We start from the raw sequence: 16,368 nt of genomic DNA, 5'->3' as shown, positions 1-16,368 counted from the left end.
TTTTGTTTTTATTTAGAAATCTAAAAATTATCTAGAATAATTCGGAGCTTCTTTTGTAATTGTTACGTTATGCGGGTGGCTTTCAGTAATTCCGCTAGAAGTGATTCTAACAAAACGCCCAGATTCTTGTAAAGTTGGAATATCTTTTGAACCACAATATCCCATACCTGCACGAAGACCTCCAATAAACTGAAGCATACTTTCGTTCAATTCACCTTTGTAAGGAACACGTCCAACGATTCCTTCTGGAACTAGTTTTTTAACGTCGTCTTCAACATCTTGGAAATAACGATCTTTTGAACCAGTTTGCATAGCTTCAACAGATCCCATTCCGCGGTAAGATTTGAATTTTCTTCCTTCAAAAATAATAGTTTCTCCTGGAGATTCTTTTGTTCCTGCTAATAATGAACCTAACATTACACAATCAGCACCTGCAGCGATTGCTTTAGGAATATCTCCTGTATAACGAATTCCACCGTCAGCGATAACTGGAACCCCACTTCCTTTAATAGCTGCAGCTACTTCTAAAACTGCTGAGAATTGAGGAAAACCAACACCTGCAACGATACGTGTAGTACAGATAGAACCAGGTCCGATTCCAACTTTTACACCATCAGCTCCATTCTCTACTAAATATTTAGCAGCTTCAGGAGTTGCAATGTTTCCAACAACTACATCTATTTGAGGGAATTTTGATTTTACTTCTTTTAATACATTTACCACACCTTCTGTGTGTCCGTGAGCTGTATCGATAATGATGGCATCTACACCTGCAGCAACCAAAGCTTCAGCTCTTTGAACAGCGTCTCCAGTAACTCCAATTGCAGCAGCAACTCTTAAACGACCAAAAGAATCTTTATTAGCAATTGGCTTTTGAGTTAATTTTGTAATATCTCTAAAAGTGATTAAACCAACTAATTCATTTTGAGCGTTTACAACTGGTAATTTTTCGATTTTATGACCTTGTAAAACCACTTCAGCTTGCTCTAAAGAAGTTCCTTCAGCAACAGTTACTAAATTTTGACTTGTCATAACCTCAGCGATTGGTCTTGCTCCGTTTTTTTCGAAACGTAAATCACGGTTTGTAACGATACCTTTTAAGATTTTGTTTTCATCTACGATTGGAATACCACCGATTCCGAATTCTTTCATAGCGTTTTTAGCGTCAGCAATTGTTGAGTTCATTGGTAAAGTTACCGGATCGATAATCATACCTGCTTCAGCACGTTTTACTTTTCGAACTTTTCCTGCTTGCTGTTCGATAGTCATATTTTTATGTAAAACACCAATACCGCCTTCTTGTGCCATAGCGATTGCCATTGCACTTTCTGTAACTGTATCCATCGCAGCTGATACAATTGGAACGTTTAATGTAATGTTTTTTGAGAATCTTGATTTAATGCTCACTTCGCGAGGAAGCACATTCGAGTAGTTAGGTACTAATAATACATCGTCGTAAGTTAAACCTTCGCCGATAATCTTGGAGTTGTGTGCTATCATGGTGCAATTTCTAGTTGAATTGCGTGCAAATATAGTGAATAAATTGCTAACTTGAATACTAACTTATTCATAAATTTATATTTACAGGAAAAGTCTTTCAAATTAAATTCCAATTTTTTAAATTCCAAATTCCAAGTTAGATCGAAAAAAAAGCTTCGCTTTTTGGGAGTTTGGAATTTGGACTCGAGCGATAGCGAACAGACGAAGTAATTTGAAAAATTGAATATTTCTATTCTTTATCTTGAAAAACAAAATTGATTCCGAGTTGAAAGGCCGCACTACTAGCTTTGGAGATATCTTTATATTCTAAAACATTATTGACCAGAGCATAAATATTTACTGGACCAATTGTTCCTGCAAGACCTAAACCAATATTTGTACTTGAAAAAGTATCTAAGGTATAAGTGGCTTTAAAATCTAATTTCCTAAAAATATTTCTTCTGTAAAAAGCTGTTAAGGCAAATAAAGGTGTTCGAGGTGCAGTCATTGCAAAAAGCTGTGCTCCTACCGCATTTTTATAATATGTATTAAGTTTTCCATGACAATTACATTCGTCATCTGGACGCGCTTCACCAAACGAATATTGAATGGAAGAATAAAACTTCGTCGGACGCCAAGTTGTATACTTATTATAAAGTGTATCTCTTGGTATGGCTTTGTCAAATTCGTCAAATACATTTTCCGGATCATCTGAACCTAAGAAATCAGGATTAGCACCATTGTATTGGTAAGTTCCTTTGTAGGTAAGGGTTTCTATGTCTTTAGTCTGTCTTACAAAACCTAAATCTATAATACTCGCCGTTAGCTGCAAATTGTCTTTTATATAATAGGTAATTCCTGCATCGACGCCAAAACCTAGACTTCCTTTAAAGAAGGTATTATTGGCAATATCACGCGCTATATTTCCTTCGTACTCATCTTTAGTGAAACTTGCAATTCCAGAGGTTTTTAGTTCTAAATTGGAAGAAATAACCTGATTGTAAAGGTTTGGAGTTCCGGGCTCTTGTCCTGTATAAATGTAGCCTGAATTTTTTGTTGAAGTAGCATTTGCACCGCTTGAATAAATTTTAGCGCGTCCTCCATAAACAAATTTATCATTGACTTTTTTATGAAAACCAACATGAAAAACAGAAAGTACTTCGGCTTTCATATTCAAATCTCCTAGATTAAATGATTTCCCAATATAATCTCGATTTCCGTTTAAAGCCAACAAAGCCAAATCTTTTGGAACAAACATAAAAAAATCAAATTCCTGATACAAGCCGAAAGAAATATAAGATCGGCTTTCTCTTCCTCCAATTCTGAATCCGCCAGAAAATATTTCCAATTGCTGATTGGTTACTACTTTATCATTACTTGAAGATTTATTGACAGCATTTCTTACTTTTTGATTAAAATCGACTCCATCATTGGCGAATAAATCATAAGCCGAGAAACTGCTGGAACCCACATTTGCTGAAATTCCAGATAAAACTGGAAATCCAAAATAATATTTATAAGAAACATCAGCTCCTGGATTTACAAGCGAGGACTGCGGAATTGAAGTAAAATTATACAATAATTCTCTGTTTTGGGCAAAACAAGAAAGATGAAAAAATAAACAAAGGATCAGTACTTTTCTCATTCAATTTCTAAATAAGCAGTTGCACTTGATCTTAATTTTAAATTTCCTAGACTCTCACTATTTAATGGAGATCCAGCAGCAATTATTACCACAAAGCCAATTTTTTGAGTTTGTTTTAAAAGATCTAATCGCGTGTTTTCGAAAACTTCTGTTGGGTATTTTATAACATTTGGTGTCCCTTTATAAGATGGAACGGTAAAGGATATTGTTTGTAAGATCTTATTTTCTTCATTAAGCAAAAGCATGTTAAGAACAAAAGCACGATCAATACTGTTTTCAATTTCAAAATCAAACTCTGCTTTTTTAAGACGTTCAGTAAAAAACTTATTCTTAAAAATATCAAAATCTCTAGAATCGTACCCAATATTAGTGCCACCATCGTCTACAAGTCGGTTTGCAGGAATATCAAAGTAAGCAAGATTTGCTACAAATACAGGTTCTAGCTTAAAATCGTTCACCTGATCAAAATCTAAATCGCTTGAACAGGAAAATAACAAAAAGACTGAAAAAAATATAATAGAAACTTTACTTAGAAGTCGTGATCTCATGATATTAATTATGTCAATACTAAATGTAACGCATTTGTGTTTACATTCAGTATCTAAGGTAAGAAAAATAACTATTTTTTAATGGAACTTTCCGAACAATTTTGAAGCTTCGTTGTATGCACTTTCAAAACTAAGAGAATTAAGTCCTGTTATTTTTTTATTAGCAGTAAAATACGAAACTAGTTTTTCTGTTGGCATATTTCCTGTAAGTTTATCGGTTGCCATCGGACAGCCTCCAAAACCTTGAATAGCACCATCAAAACGTGTACAGCCCGATTTTGCTGCAGCATCGATCTTTTCGAACCAGCTTTCAGGGGTCGTATGCAAATGAGCACCAAACTCAATTTCAGGATATTTCGGGATTAAATCTGAAAACAAATAGGTAATTACTTCTGGCGTAGAAGTTCCGACAGTATCAGAAAGTGATAAAATTTTCACGCCCATTCCAGCCAGTTTTTCGGTCCACTCGCCTACAATTTCAACATTCCAAGGATCTCCGTACGGATTACCAAAGCCCATTGAAAGATACGTAACCAATTCTTTGTTTTTCTTATCGGCAACTTCAAGAATTTCTTCTAGCGTAACCAAAGATTCTGCAATGGTTTTGTGCGTATTACGCATTTGAAAGTTCTCTGAAATAGAAAAAGGAAAACCTAAATATTGAATCTGTTCGTATTCTGAAGCCGTGATTGCTCCTTGCGTATTGGCAATAATAGAAAGCAGTTTACTTGTAGTCTGAGAAAGATCCAATTGTGCCAAAACCTCAGCAGTATCTTGCATTTGCGGAATAGCTTTTGGAGAAACAAAACTTCCAAAATCGATTGTATCAAAGCCAACTCGCAACAAAGCTTGTATGTAAGTAACTTTATTTTTTGTTGGAATAAAATCCTTAATGCCTTGCATGGCATCTCGAGGGCATTCGATAATTTTGATTTCTTTACTCAAAGCTTATTCTTTTGTAAAGGCTAAGTTAGTTTCTTTTTTATTGAAATAAAAGATAATTTTAACTCAAACCAATTTATTACAGAATATTGTAATAGCCATTATTATTACCTAAAACAGTAATATTTTAAATTATTACCCAAAAACGTAATATAAAACTTATTACGTATATTTGTAATAGAAAATTTATAATTTTTAATTATATTTGAGTTATGACTAGTGTAATTACAGGTGACATAATTGGTTCCAGACAACAGCAATCTGAACATTGGGTTGAAGATTTAAAGAAAATCTTAGCTCCATTTGGCAAAACGCCAAGTCAATGGGAAGTATATCGTGGAGATGAATTTCAAATTGAAGTCAGTAATCCCGAAGACGCATTGTTAGCCGCTATTTTGGTTAAAGCACATTTAAGAGCCATAAAATCTGACGCAAGAATGAGTATTGGTTTTGGAGATAAGACGCATAATGCTGAAAGAATTTCTGAAAGTAATGGTTCTGCTTTTATACATTCGGGAGAACTATTTGAAACTTTAAAAAAGCAGAAAGTTACATTAGCACTTCGAACAGGAAATATAGATTTTGACGAAAAAATAAATTTAATGCTACAACTGGCATTGACCTTTATGGACAGTTGGCTGGTACAATCGGCAGAATTTGTAGCTGTTGCCATTGAAAACCCGAATTTGTCTCAAGAAGAATTAGGACAAAAATTAGGCATCAACCAAGCCGCCGTGAGCCGAAGACAAAAACGTGCTCAGTTTGATTTGGTAATGAATTTAGATCAATACTTTAGAAAGCAAATAAAACAACTTACAGCCCCATGATTTTATTTATAAAACTGCTTCTTGCCCATTTATTAGGTGATTTTATTCTTCAACCCAATTCTTGGGTGGCAGACAAAGAAATTAAAAAGCACAAAAGTTTTTACCTATATGTGCACATTTTGCTTCATGGAGTTTTGACTGCAGTTTTAGTTGGCGAAATCAGTTTTATACCTTATGCTTTACTTATTGCTGTTACTCACGGAATCATCGATCTAATAAAACTGAATTTCCAGAAAGCCAAAACCAAACGCACTTGGTTTGTTCTTGACCAGATTGCGCATATTTTAATTTTAATCGGAATTGCACTTCTGTACGAAAACAAGCCAATTCCTGATTTTTGGAAAAATAATCAATTTTGGATTCTACTTACTGGATTTTTATTGCTTACAAAACCAACCTCCATTTTTATAAAGACCATAATCTCAATCTGGGCGCCAGAAAGCAAAAACAGCAATCAGGATAACTCACTAATTGCTGCTGGAAATTATATTGGTATTTTAGAACGCTTGTTTGTATTCGGATTTATCTTAACCGGGCATTTTGAAGCAATCGGTTTTCTATTGGCTGCCAAATCTATTTTCAGATTCGGAGACTTAAAAGAAGCCAAAGACAGAAAATTGACCGAATATGTTTTAATCGGCACTTTAATCAGTTTTGGAATTGCAATACTTGCCGGATTAGCCGTTCAAGCGTTATTTTTACAATTGCTCTAAAACTTTTTTGTTGATTGCTTTTATCAATGCTGGACCTTCGTAAATAAATCCTGTATACAATTGCACTAGACTTGCTCCTGCATTTAATTTTTCAATCGCATCATCAGCAGAATGAATTCCTCCTACTCCAATAATTGGGAATGCTTTATTGCTTTTTTCTGAAAGAAAACGAATTACTTCTGTAGAACGTTTCGTCAATGGTTTTCCAGACAAACCTCCTGTTTCTGTTTGGTTTGCAGATTGCAAACCTTCTCTAGAAATTGTTGTATTTGTTGCAATAACACCTGCAATTTGCGTTGTTTTTACAATATCAATAATATCCAATAATTGCTCATCTGTTAAGTCTGGAGCAATTTTTAAAAGAATTGGTTTTACTTTTTGAGTGCTTGTTTTTTGCTTTTCGACATTTCTGTTCTGCAACGTCTGCAATAAAGCCGTTAACGGTTCTTTATCTTGTAAAGCTCTCAAATTTGGTGTATTTGGAGAACTCACATTCACTACAAAATAATCTACATGATTAAATAAAGCATCAAAACAAATGATATAATCTTTAACCGCATCTTCATTATCGGTTACTTTATTCTTTCCGATATTTCCTCCAATTAAAACACCTGAATTCTTTTTCAATCGTTCAACCGCTTCTAGAACTCCACCGTTATTAAACCCCATTCGATTAATAATCGCTTGGTCTTCTTTTAAACGGAACAAACGTTTTTTAGGATTCCCTTCTTGTCCAACTGGCGTTACAGTACCGATTTCAATAAAACCAAAACCAAAATCTCCTAGTTCTTTATACAGCTTTGCATCTTTATCAAAACCCGCCGCAAGTCCAACTGGGTTTTTAAATTTAATTCCGAAAACTTCTCTCTCTAATCGAGCATCTTTTACTTCATAAATTGATTTTATAATTGCCGAGACACCAGGGATTCTTGAAATGAATTTTACAAATGAAAAAGTAAAATAATGTACTTTTTCAGGATCAAAACAAAAAAGTATCGGACGAATTATCAATTTATACATAAGAGTTGTGTTGTTATTTTTTTCGGATGCAAATTTAAATATTATAGTTTAAAAAGGTGTCTTTTTCCAAAAAACAAATAATTTCCTTTTTGTTTAATTATTCGACTTACAATTAAAACAATTTTAAAAACTTACAATGTAATAGCCCAAAAACGTGTTTTTTTTATGTTGCAAGTTATAAAATGAAACAAGTTTGGCTCTTCTAAGATCCTCTTTTGGGGTAAATAATATTTACTTTTGAGATGTTCATCTCATATTATATATCATCAAAACAGATTGATTTATAAAAGAATAGAAATTCTATTCTTTTTTAGATTGTTTTTATATCCAGATTCAAAAGAGCACCCTTAAAAAGATTAATTAATTAATAACTTTAATCATGAAAGTCAGTAAACAATTCATCCTAAAAAGTATTTTCACCCTGCTATTTTGCCTTTCATTTGGCTTAACTTCAAAAATATCTGCTCAGGCAGATCCGCAGAAAGTAACTAAAGAAAATTTCCATGGTGTCATCGAACTTGATATTAGAAATTCAAAACCAGACTGGAAACCCTACACTAAAAAATCAGCTCCAGAAGGTGCGCCAAACGTATTGTTTATCTTATACGATGACACAGGACAGGCTGCTTGGTCACCTTATGGAGGAGCCATAAACATGCCAACACTACAAAAATTAGCGGACAATGGTATTACCTACACCCAATGGCACACTACAGCATTATGTTCGCCAACTCGTTCTACTTTATTAACTGGTCGTAACCACCACTTAAACGGTATGGCATCCATCACCGAAACTACAGATGGTTATCCTGGAGCAAACGGACAAATCCCAGCTCAGTGTGCTACAATTGGTCAAGTACTACAACAAGCAGGATGGAGTACTTTCTGGATTGGAAAAAACCACAACGTACCAGAACAAGACGTTTCTTCTGGGGGCTCCAAAGCACAATGGCCAACCCAAATGGGCTTTGACCGCTATTACGGATTCATAGGAGGTGAAACCAACCAATGGTATCCTGATTTAATAGAAGACAACCACTTTATTGAGGCACCTTATACTCCTGAAGAGGGCTATCACTTATCTAAAGATTTAGCCGATAAAGCCATTGAATACATCAAAGATCAAAAAGCCACCAACCCTTCTAAACCATGGTATATGTGGTATTGCCCTGGAGCGAACCATGCACCACACCATGCACCAGAAGAGTACATTGCTAAATACAAAGGAAAATTTGATACTGGTTACGATGCTTATCGCGAATGGGTATTACCACGTATGATTGCTAAAGGAATTGTACCTAAAGGAACTAAAAACACCGATTTCAATTTCTTACCTCCTAATATTGCTAATCCTGGTGATTATGTAAAACCTTGGAATAAACTAAGTGCTGATGAGAAAAAATTATTCTCAAAACTAGCCGAAGTATATGCCGGTTTCTCCGAATACACTGATGCTCAAGTAGGACGTGTTATTGAGTATTTAGAAAAAACAGGTCAGTTAGAAAATACTGTAGTTCTTTATGCTGCCGATAATGGTGCTTCGGGTGAAGGTTCTCCATCTGGATCTGTAAACGAAAACAAATTCTTTAATGGTTATCCTGATGAATTATCTGAAAATTTAAAATATTTGGATAAACTAGGAGGTCCAGATACTTACGAGCATTATCCTACTGGTTGGGCTGCAGCTTTCTCTGCTCCCTACAAAATGTTTAAACGTTACAGTAATTATGCAGGAGGAACTTGTGATGCATTAGTAATTTCATGGCCAAAAGGAATTAAAGCCAGAGGTGAAATCCGTAATCAATACCACCATTCTACTGACATTGTACCTACAATTTTAGACATCTGTGGTCTAGAAATGCCTACTAAATATAATGGCGTAGATCAATATCCATTATCTGGAGTTTCAATGAAATACTCGTTTGATGCTAAACCAGATGCTCCTACTCAAAAACACATACAGTACTATACAATGTTAGGGACTCGTGCAATTTGGAAAGACGGTTGGAAAGCAGTTGCTGTACATGTACCGCTTACTGGTAAAAGCAACTTTGACAAAGACGAATGGGAATTATACAATGTAGATGTGGACAGAGCTGAGTCAAACAATTTGGCTAAAAAGTATCCTGAAAAATTAAAAGAACTTAAAGACGCTTGGTTTGACGAAGCTGCTAAAAATTTAGTTTTACCTCTAGACGACCGTTCTCCTATGGAATTATTAAGCACGGAACGTCCTTCTCAAGAAAAACCAAAAACTCGTTACATTTACTATCCTGGAACTGCTGCTGTACCAGAAGGTGTAGCAGTAAACGTACGCGGTCGCTCATACAAAATTGTAGGTGATGTAGATATTAAATCGGGAGCTTCAGGAGTAGTTTTTGCTCACGGATCTCGCTTTGGAGGACACACTTTATTCATCAAAGACAATAAATTACACTATGTTTATAATTTCTTAGGAATTCAGCCAGAACAATCTTTTGTTTCATCGGCTACCTTAACTCCTGGTAAACATGCCTTGGGATTTGAGTTTGTAAGAGAAAGTACTGGTAAAAACGGAGAACAAATTGGTACAGGTCATTTATACATTGACGGCAAAGAAGTAGCCAAAGGTCCTATGAAAACACAACCAGGTAAATTCACACTTTCTGGTGATGGTCTTTGTGTAGGATTCGATAGTGGCGACGCTGTAAGTCATCAATATAAATCACCAGGTACTTTTAAAGGTGGAGAAATTTTAGGTGTTGGTGTTGATATTAGCGAACAAAGCTATGAAGATCTTAATAAAGAAGCTTTAAGAATTATGAAAAGCGAGTAGTCTTATAGAAAAATAAAATTAAAGAGGTATTTATATACTGAAAAAAGTAAATAAAATACTTCTTTTTTTATTAAAGATTAAAGATTAAAGATTAAAAACTAAATCACAATGACTAGTACAAGCCATCTTAAAAAAACACTTTTTCTAACAGCTCTTTTGTACTTAATCATTCAAAACAAAATTTCAGCTCAGGAAAACGAAGAAAAAAAATTCAAACCACATCATCAAATTGGGATTTCTATCAACCATGTTCATGTTTTTGAAGGCCGTGATGAAGAAGGAAATCGCGAGACGTTAACTCTTCCAGCGTGGGGAATTGATTATACTTATCAATTTCATGAAAAATGGGCTATTGGTTTACATACCGATTTTATTGTCGAAAAATTTAAGGTAGAAAAGATATATGCCAGCGGAGACAACAAAGAAACGGTAGAAAGAAGTTATCCTATTGCTCCTGCTCTAATGGGAATTTATAAACCTAACGAGCATTGGAGTTTTCTTTTAGGATTTGGAGGTGAATTTGCTAAAGAAGAAGATTTTTTCCTGACCAGAGCGGGAGTTGAATATGGCTACGAACTGCCAAAAGGCTGGGAAATTTTCGGAACTGTCAGCTACGATTTTAAATGGAATGCTTATGACAGCTGGGGAATTGGTTTAGGCATCGCAAAAAACTTTGGAGGAAAATAATTTTTATTCAAACCTACTGATCTTATGTATAGCTCAAATAAATTCAATCATATCTCTAAAATTCTTCTCTTAGTTTTTCTTTCCTTGATTAGTTTTAAAGGACTTTCTCAGCAAGAAAAAGATACTACGAAACTAATGAATGTACGATATGGCAGTAAAGGAATTGAATTAGAAACCCGCGATAAAAAATTCCTATTTCAATTGGCAAGTCGTCTGCAATTTCGTTTTTCAACACCAAATGATACAGACCCTTTAACTTATGATGATTATAGCCAAGATGCTAAAACTACTTTTAAAATAAACCGTGCCAGATTAAAAATTGGCGGTCATGCTTTTGAACCTTGGCTTAAATACTATTGGGAATACGAATTAAGTCAATCTAATTTATTGGATTTCAGAATTATGATCGAGAAATGGGATTTCCTGAGTTTTAAAGTTGGGCAATGGAAAACAGAATTTACACGCGAACGCTTCATCAGCAGTGGCGAACAGCAAATGGTAGATCGATCTCTTATTAACCGCCCGTTTACTGTAGATAGACAATTGGGAGTTGAAGTTTACGGACATTTAAAAGGTACTGGAATTGCCGATTTTAATTATTGGGCTGCAGCTCTAACAGGAACAGGGCGCGGAAGCACTTCAAACGACGATAATCATTTAATGTATTTTGGAAGAGCACAATGGAACTTTCTAGGAAGGTTTCTTGATTTTGAAGGCTGTGACTTAGAATTTCACGAAAAACCAACTCCAATTATTGCTTTCTCTGCCATCACCAACCGAAGCCCATACACCCGCTTTTCACAAGCAGGAGGAGGTTCTTTAGACGGATTTGAAAATGGTTTGCCAGGACAGTACAGAGTCAATCAATGGAATTTGGAAACTGCTTTTATGTACCGTGGCTTCTCTTGGCAGAGCGAATGGCATACCAAAGAAATTATTGATAAAATAAATAATGATGACACCACCATAATGAAAGGATATTACGTTCAGGCAGGATATTTTTTTCATAATGTTTTTGAATGGTGGCCAAAACGTTTAGAAATGGCTGGTCGCCATGCCGCATACAGACCTGATAATTCGATAAGAGCAAATAGGCAGGATGAGTCAACATTGGCCTTTAACTGGTTTTTTAAGGGCCATAAAAACAAACTGACTTCAGAGGTAAGTTATTTCAGTTTTCAAGACAAAACACTTCCACTGCAGGAAGGATGGAGATTTAGAATACAATGGGATATTTCATTGTGATTTAAACTTTTAGCTCATTAACATAAATCGAACATTTTTTTTCATAACTTTAAATCACATAAATTACTGAATATGAAAAACATATCCAAAATAGTAAAAAACCCTGCACTATTACTGTGCGTAATTGGAATTTTCTTCTTTATTTCAGCTGATGCCTTAGCGCAACGTCATCGAGCTGGAGGCGGTGGAGGAATGAATAGAGCTGGAGGTGCAACGCATACCAGACAAGCAAGACCTGCTACTCAATCTAGACCCAATGTATCAAGACCAGCAGCGACAACTAGGCCTGCAACAACCAGACCTGGAGCTAATAATTCTGGAACTAAAATTACAAGACCATCAAACAATTCCAATAGAAATAATACTGTTAATAGAAATAACACAGTAAATCGAAATAATACTGTAAATAGAAACAATGTTGGTAACAGAAATACCAACATAAGCGGCAATAACGTTAACAGAAACAGAAATAACGTCAACATCAATGTTAACAATAGTGTTCATGTTCGCAATAATCGAAATACGGTAGTTCGTCCCGGATATAGACCATATACACGTCCACCTTATGTATACGGTGGTTACAGATACAATTGCTACCATCCTTATTATCCACGTCCTTACAGACCTTTTTATTGGGGACCAGTTTGGCATCCTTGGGGATTTTTTGTTGCAACTCTAGCAACTACAGCGATTATTGTTAGTGTGGAAAATCAGAAATATCACTACGACCAAGGAGTTTGGTATACCTCGACAAATGGCGGTTATACTGCTGTACCTGCACCAGTTGGCGGAACTGTAAATAATATTCCGAGTGGAGCAGAAACAGTCAATACAGGAACAGTCAATAATTACTATTACGGAGGAACGTATTACGAAAAAGACGGTGGAAAATATACTGTCGTTGCTCCTACTGCTGGAACAATTGTAGAAAACTTGCCTGAAGGCGGAGAAGAAGTGACAATTGGCGATGCCAAATATGTAAAATTTGGAGAAACCTATTATCAGCCCGTACAGATTGATGGAAAAGATAAATACGAAGTAGTTTCGGTTGAGAAAGAAAGCTAATTTTATTAATTCTATAAAATTACTATATTTATAAAAGTAATTTTACCTAATTTTATACCTGCTATTGACAACCATTATAAGCTCAAAAATAATAAACCATGAAAAACAAAACCTTTTGGATTTTTGCATTACTCACATTATCCATTATTTCAATTGCTTACAGTTATACTAAATTCACAAATAAAGCAGAAAAAACAGCTGTAGAGTGTCACGAGACACCAAGCAACATAGAATCTGAATTTAAACCAACTGTAGAAAACAAATTTAAACCTACAGAAAAAGCGCCAAAAGGCATGGTTTGGATTCCTGGAGGTGAATTTTCTATGGGTACCAATGTTGAAGATGAAAGTTTGTGCAGCATTAAAGGAGTCACTAAAGACGCAGCTCCAATACATAGAGTTTATGTAGATGGCTATTATATGGATGAAACTGAAGTAACTAATGAAGAATTTGAAAAATTTGTAAAAGCTACTGGTTATGTTACGGTTGCTGAACAAAAACCAACTAAAGAAGAATTTCCAACGGCAAACGAGGAAGATTTAGTAACAGGTTCTGTAGTCTTCACTCCTACACCATCAGCAGTTAATTTAAACAATTTCTTGCAATGGTGGCGTTACGAACCAGGTGCAGATTGGAGACACCCTGAAGGCCCGCAAAGCAACATTATAGGAAAAGAAAAATACCCTGTTGTACATGTTGTCTATGAAGATGCTGCGGCTTATGCAAAATGGGCTGGAAAAAGACTTCCGACAGAAGCTGAATGGGAATTTGCTGCAAGAGGCGGTAAAACTGGAAATTTATACGCTTGGGGAAATGATTTAAAACCAAAAGGAAAATTTCAGGCTAACATCTACCAAGGCCATTTTCCAATTAAGGACGGTGATACTGGAGAAGACGGATTTAAAGGAATTGCCCCAACCAAACAATATGCTCCAAATGCATACGGATTATATGATATCGCTGGAAATGTATGGGAATGGGTAAACGATTGGTACAGCGTAGATTATTACAAATCATTAGCAGAAAGCGGAAAAGTAACAAAAAACCCACAGGGACCGAGTGCTTATTATGATCCTAGTGATCCATCGGAAATAAAACGAGTTCATCGTGGCGGTTCGTTCTTATGCACCGATCAATACTGTACTCGTTATATGGTTGGAACAAGAGGAAAAGGCGAAATTAGATCTGCCGCAAACCACGTAGGTTTTAGATGCGTAAAAAGTAAATAACAAATTTAAGATACCAAAAGGGATTCAATTTAGAATCCCTTTTTTATTAATTCAGATATTAGGAAGCTAAATTTCCTAGCAGAAAAATTTTTCTATATTTGCTAAAAATTAAAAAAAATGCAACATATCATAGATCGATTTATCAGTTATGTAACGATTGATACGGAATCAGATCCAAATTCACAAACAACACCGAGCACACAAAAACAATGGAATCTTGCCAATAAATTAGTTGACGAATTAAAAGCAATTGGCCTTGAAGATGTAACGATTGATGACAAAGCGTATATCATGGCGACGCTGCCAAGTAATGTTGATCATGAAGTACCAACTATTGGTTTTGTTTCTCATTTTGACACTTCTCCAGATTTTAGCGGAGCTAATGTAAAACCGCAAATCGTTGAAAACTATGACGGAAAAGATATCGTTTTGAATGCAGAAAAAAACATCATTTTATCTCCAGATTACTTCAAAGATTTATTACAATATAAAGGACAAACCATCATTACAACTGACGGAACAACACTATTAGGCGCTGATGATAAAGCTGGAATTACAGAAATTGTTTCGGCAATGGAATACCTAATCCAACATCCAGAAATTAAACACGGAAAAATCAGAATTGGTTTTACTCCAGATGAAGAAATTGGTCGTGGCGCCCATCATTTTGATGTAGAAAAATTTGGAGCACAATGGGCTTACACTATGGACGGAAGCCAGATTGGAGAATTAGAATATGAAAATTTCAATGCTGCTGGAGCTAAAATTACTTTCAAAGGAAAAAGTGTCCATCCAGGTTATGCGAAAGGAAAAATGATCAATTCTATGCTTTTGGCTAATGATTTCATCAACGAACTTCCAAAAGGTGAAACTCCTCAAGAAACTAGAGGTTACGAAGGTTTTTTCCATGTGCACCACATAAAAGGAAATATTGAAGAAACCGTTTTAGAACTAATTATCCGTGATCACAACAGAAAGAAATTCGAAAAAAGAAAAGAATTGATTCATAAGTTGGCGAAACAATTCAACAAAAAATTCGCAAAGAAATTTGGAGAAGATATTGTAACTGCTGAAGTTAAAGACCAATATTACAATATGAAAGAAAAGGTTCTTCCTGTAAAATATATTGTAGACATTGCCGAAAAAGCGATGAGAGAATTGAACATCAAACCGATCATTAAACCAATTCGTGGCGGAACTGACGGTTCTCAATTATCATTTATGGGATTACCTTGTCCGAACATTTTTGCAGGCGGACATAATTTCCACGGAAAATACGAATATGTTCCAGCAGAAAGCATTCAGAAAGCAACTGATGTAATTGTAAAAATTGCTGAATTAACTGCTATTCCTGGAATTTTTGACGCACCAGAAAAATCTAAGAAAAGAAAATAATGGAATCAAAATCCGAAAATAAAGGCATTTGGAAATACGGTGATCAATGGGAAGAAGAATTACTTTTCCTAAAATCGATTATTGATAAAACCGAATTGACTGAAACCACAAAATGGGGCGGTCCAGTTTATGTTTACGAGAAGAAAAACGTAATTGGTCTTGGCGGATTCAAAGATTATTTTGCAATATGGTTTTTTAATGGCGTTTTCTTAAAAGACGAAAAAAAGAAACTGATAAACGCTCAAGAAGAACTAACAAAATCTTTAAGACAATGGCGTTTTACTTCTAAAGAGGAAGTGAACGAAAAAGAAATTTTAGAATATATTTACGAAGCTATTGAAAATGAAAAGCAAGGGAAAGTTATAAAACCTTCCAAAAAAGAAGCGATTATTTCTGAGCTTTTGAATAAAGAAATGGAACAAAATCCAGCCCTAAAAGTAGCTTTTGAAAATTTCAAACCTTACAAACAATATGAATTTTTAGAATATATTGAATCAGCTAAACAGGAAAAAACAAAACTTGCCAGAATAGAGAAAGTTGTTCCGATGATTTTGGCGAATGTGGGATTGAATGATAAATACAGGTAAATTAAATTCCAATATTTAAAATCCAAATTCCAAAACTATGCGAAACTAAACCTTTGTCAAAGTTTAAAACTTTGACAAAGGTTTTTTCCGTTCTACAAGTCATTGCGAGGAACGAAGCAATCTCAATATTATAGCTATACGTAATGCGATTACTTCGTCCCTCGCAATGAC

General features: G+C 35.1%; 14 protein-coding genes. 9 read left to right on the top strand and 5 right to left on the bottom strand.

All coding sequences use genetic code 11. The annotated features are described in order from the left end of the window. Positions 1 to 27: 27 nt before the first annotated feature. The 4 genes from guaB to JI750_RS08380 form a co-directional block, all read right to left on the bottom strand. Positions 28 to 1,500: an IMP dehydrogenase gene (gene guaB / locus JI750_RS08395; RefSeq protein WP_202000249.1), complete on the bottom strand. Its 1,473-nt coding sequence runs from the start codon at positions 1,498 to 1,500 to the stop codon at positions 28 to 30. A 229-nt stretch (positions 1,501 to 1,729) separates the two neighbouring features. Next, entirely contained in the window at positions 1,730 to 3,124 is a 1,395-nt protein-coding gene (locus JI750_RS08390; protein ID WP_202000247.1) for a DUF5723 family protein, read from the bottom strand. After that, positions 3,121 to 3,672, bottom strand: coding sequence for a hypothetical protein (locus JI750_RS08385; RefSeq protein ID WP_202000245.1), 552 nt, complete (start codon positions 3,670 to 3,672; stop codon positions 3,121 to 3,123). The genes JI750_RS08390 and JI750_RS08385 overlap by 4 nt, the downstream gene beginning before the upstream one ends. A gap of 78 nt (positions 3,673 to 3,750) precedes the next feature. Next, entirely contained in the window at positions 3,751 to 4,617 is an 867-nt protein-coding gene (locus tag JI750_RS08380) for a hydroxymethylglutaryl-CoA lyase-like TIM-barrel protein (protein WP_202000243.1), read from the bottom strand. Between the two features lie 209 nt (positions 4,618 to 4,826). Here JI750_RS08380 and JI750_RS08375 point away from each other — a divergent pair, with 209 nt between their 5' ends. Beyond that, entirely contained in the window at positions 4,827 to 5,441 is a 615-nt protein-coding gene (locus JI750_RS08375) for a hypothetical protein (RefSeq protein WP_202000241.1), read from the top strand. Then, positions 5,438 to 6,154, top strand: coding sequence for a DUF3307 domain-containing protein (locus JI750_RS08370; RefSeq protein ID WP_202000239.1), 717 nt, complete (start codon positions 5,438 to 5,440; stop codon positions 6,152 to 6,154). Before JI750_RS08375 ends, JI750_RS08370 begins: the two co-directional genes overlap by 4 nt. On the opposite strand, the gene JI750_RS08365 is transcribed toward JI750_RS08370, so the two are convergent. After that, positions 6,140 to 7,174, bottom strand: coding sequence for a quinone-dependent dihydroorotate dehydrogenase (locus tag JI750_RS08365; RefSeq protein WP_202000235.1), 1,035 nt, complete (start codon positions 7,172 to 7,174; stop codon positions 6,140 to 6,142). The genes JI750_RS08370 and JI750_RS08365 overlap by 15 nt on opposite strands. A 379-nt stretch (positions 7,175 to 7,553) precedes the next feature. On the opposite strand from JI750_RS08365, the gene JI750_RS08360 reads away from it, so the two are divergent. From JI750_RS08360 to JI750_RS08330, 7 genes are all read left to right on the top strand, one after another. Further along, entirely contained in the window at positions 7,554 to 9,989 is a 2,436-nt protein-coding gene (locus JI750_RS08360) for an arylsulfatase (RefSeq protein WP_202000232.1), read from the top strand. 108 nt (positions 9,990 to 10,097) lie between these two features. Next, a complete protein-coding gene (locus tag JI750_RS08355; protein WP_202000229.1) occupies positions 10,098 to 10,676 on the top strand; it encodes a hypothetical protein in 579 nt (192 codons plus the stop codon). A gap of 24 nt (positions 10,677 to 10,700) precedes the next feature. Further along, positions 10,701 to 11,921 carry an OprO/OprP family phosphate-selective porin gene (locus JI750_RS08350; RefSeq protein WP_202000226.1) on the top strand — a complete coding sequence of 407 codons (1,221 nt, stop codon included), beginning with the start codon at positions 10,701 to 10,703 and terminating at the stop codon, positions 11,919 to 11,921. Positions 11,922 to 11,993: 72 nt separating this feature from the next. Then, a complete protein-coding gene (locus JI750_RS08345) occupies positions 11,994 to 12,986 on the top strand; it encodes a DUF6515 family protein (protein ID WP_202000223.1) in 993 nt (330 codons plus the stop codon). 98 nt (positions 12,987 to 13,084) lie between these two features. After that, positions 13,085 to 14,215: a formylglycine-generating enzyme family protein gene (locus tag JI750_RS08340; RefSeq protein ID WP_202000220.1), complete on the top strand. Its 1,131-nt coding sequence runs from the start codon at positions 13,085 to 13,087 to the stop codon at positions 14,213 to 14,215. Between the two features lie 117 nt (positions 14,216 to 14,332). Continuing rightward, on the top strand, positions 14,333 to 15,610 hold the full coding sequence (pepT, locus tag JI750_RS08335) for a peptidase T (RefSeq protein ID WP_202000217.1): 1,278 nt from the start codon (positions 14,333 to 14,335) through the stop codon (positions 15,608 to 15,610). After that, positions 15,610 to 16,197, top strand: a complete 588-nt coding sequence (locus tag JI750_RS08330; protein ID WP_202000215.1) for a YdeI/OmpD-associated family protein — start codon at positions 15,610 to 15,612, stop codon at positions 16,195 to 16,197. Before pepT ends, JI750_RS08330 begins: the two co-directional genes overlap by 1 nt. The last annotated feature ends 171 nt before the right edge of the window (positions 16,198 to 16,368 follow it).

It is taken from the genome of Flavobacterium tagetis (assembly GCF_016735615.1).
In the GTDB taxonomy this organism is placed as follows: Bacteria; Bacteroidota; Bacteroidia; order Flavobacteriales; family Flavobacteriaceae; genus Flavobacterium; species Flavobacterium tagetis.
This window is presented reverse-complemented; position numbering and strand designations above follow the sequence as displayed.

Excerpts from the sequence above, each read along its gene's own strand:
- guaB (WP_202000249.1), bottom strand. The coding sequence starts at position 1,500 with ATGATAGCACACAACTCCAAGATTATCGGCGAAGGTTTAACTTACGAC.
- JI750_RS08390 (WP_202000247.1), bottom strand. The coding sequence starts at position 3,124 with ATGAGAAAAGTACTGATCCTTTGTTTATTTTTTCATCTTTCTTGTTTT.
- JI750_RS08385 (WP_202000245.1), bottom strand. The coding sequence starts at position 3,672 with ATGAGATCACGACTTCTAAGTAAAGTTTCTATTATATTTTTTTCAGTC.
- JI750_RS08375 (WP_202000241.1), top strand. The coding sequence starts at position 4,827 with ATGACTAGTGTAATTACAGGTGACATAATTGGTTCCAGACAACAGCAA.
- JI750_RS08370 (WP_202000239.1), top strand. The coding sequence starts at position 5,438 with ATGATTTTATTTATAAAACTGCTTCTTGCCCATTTATTAGGTGATTTT.
- JI750_RS08365 (WP_202000235.1), bottom strand. The coding sequence starts at position 7,174 with ATGTATAAATTGATAATTCGTCCGATACTTTTTTGTTTTGATCCTGAA.
- JI750_RS08360 (WP_202000232.1), top strand. The coding sequence starts at position 7,554 with ATGAAAGTCAGTAAACAATTCATCCTAAAAAGTATTTTCACCCTGCTA.
- JI750_RS08355 (WP_202000229.1), top strand. The coding sequence starts at position 10,098 with ATGACTAGTACAAGCCATCTTAAAAAAACACTTTTTCTAACAGCTCTT.
- JI750_RS08350 (WP_202000226.1), top strand. The coding sequence starts at position 10,701 with ATGTATAGCTCAAATAAATTCAATCATATCTCTAAAATTCTTCTCTTA.
- JI750_RS08345 (WP_202000223.1), top strand. The coding sequence starts at position 11,994 with ATGAAAAACATATCCAAAATAGTAAAAAACCCTGCACTATTACTGTGC.
- JI750_RS08340 (WP_202000220.1), top strand. The coding sequence starts at position 13,085 with ATGAAAAACAAAACCTTTTGGATTTTTGCATTACTCACATTATCCATT.
- pepT (WP_202000217.1), top strand. The coding sequence starts at position 14,333 with ATGCAACATATCATAGATCGATTTATCAGTTATGTAACGATTGATACG.
- JI750_RS08330 (WP_202000215.1), top strand. The coding sequence starts at position 15,610 with ATGGAATCAAAATCCGAAAATAAAGGCATTTGGAAATACGGTGATCAA.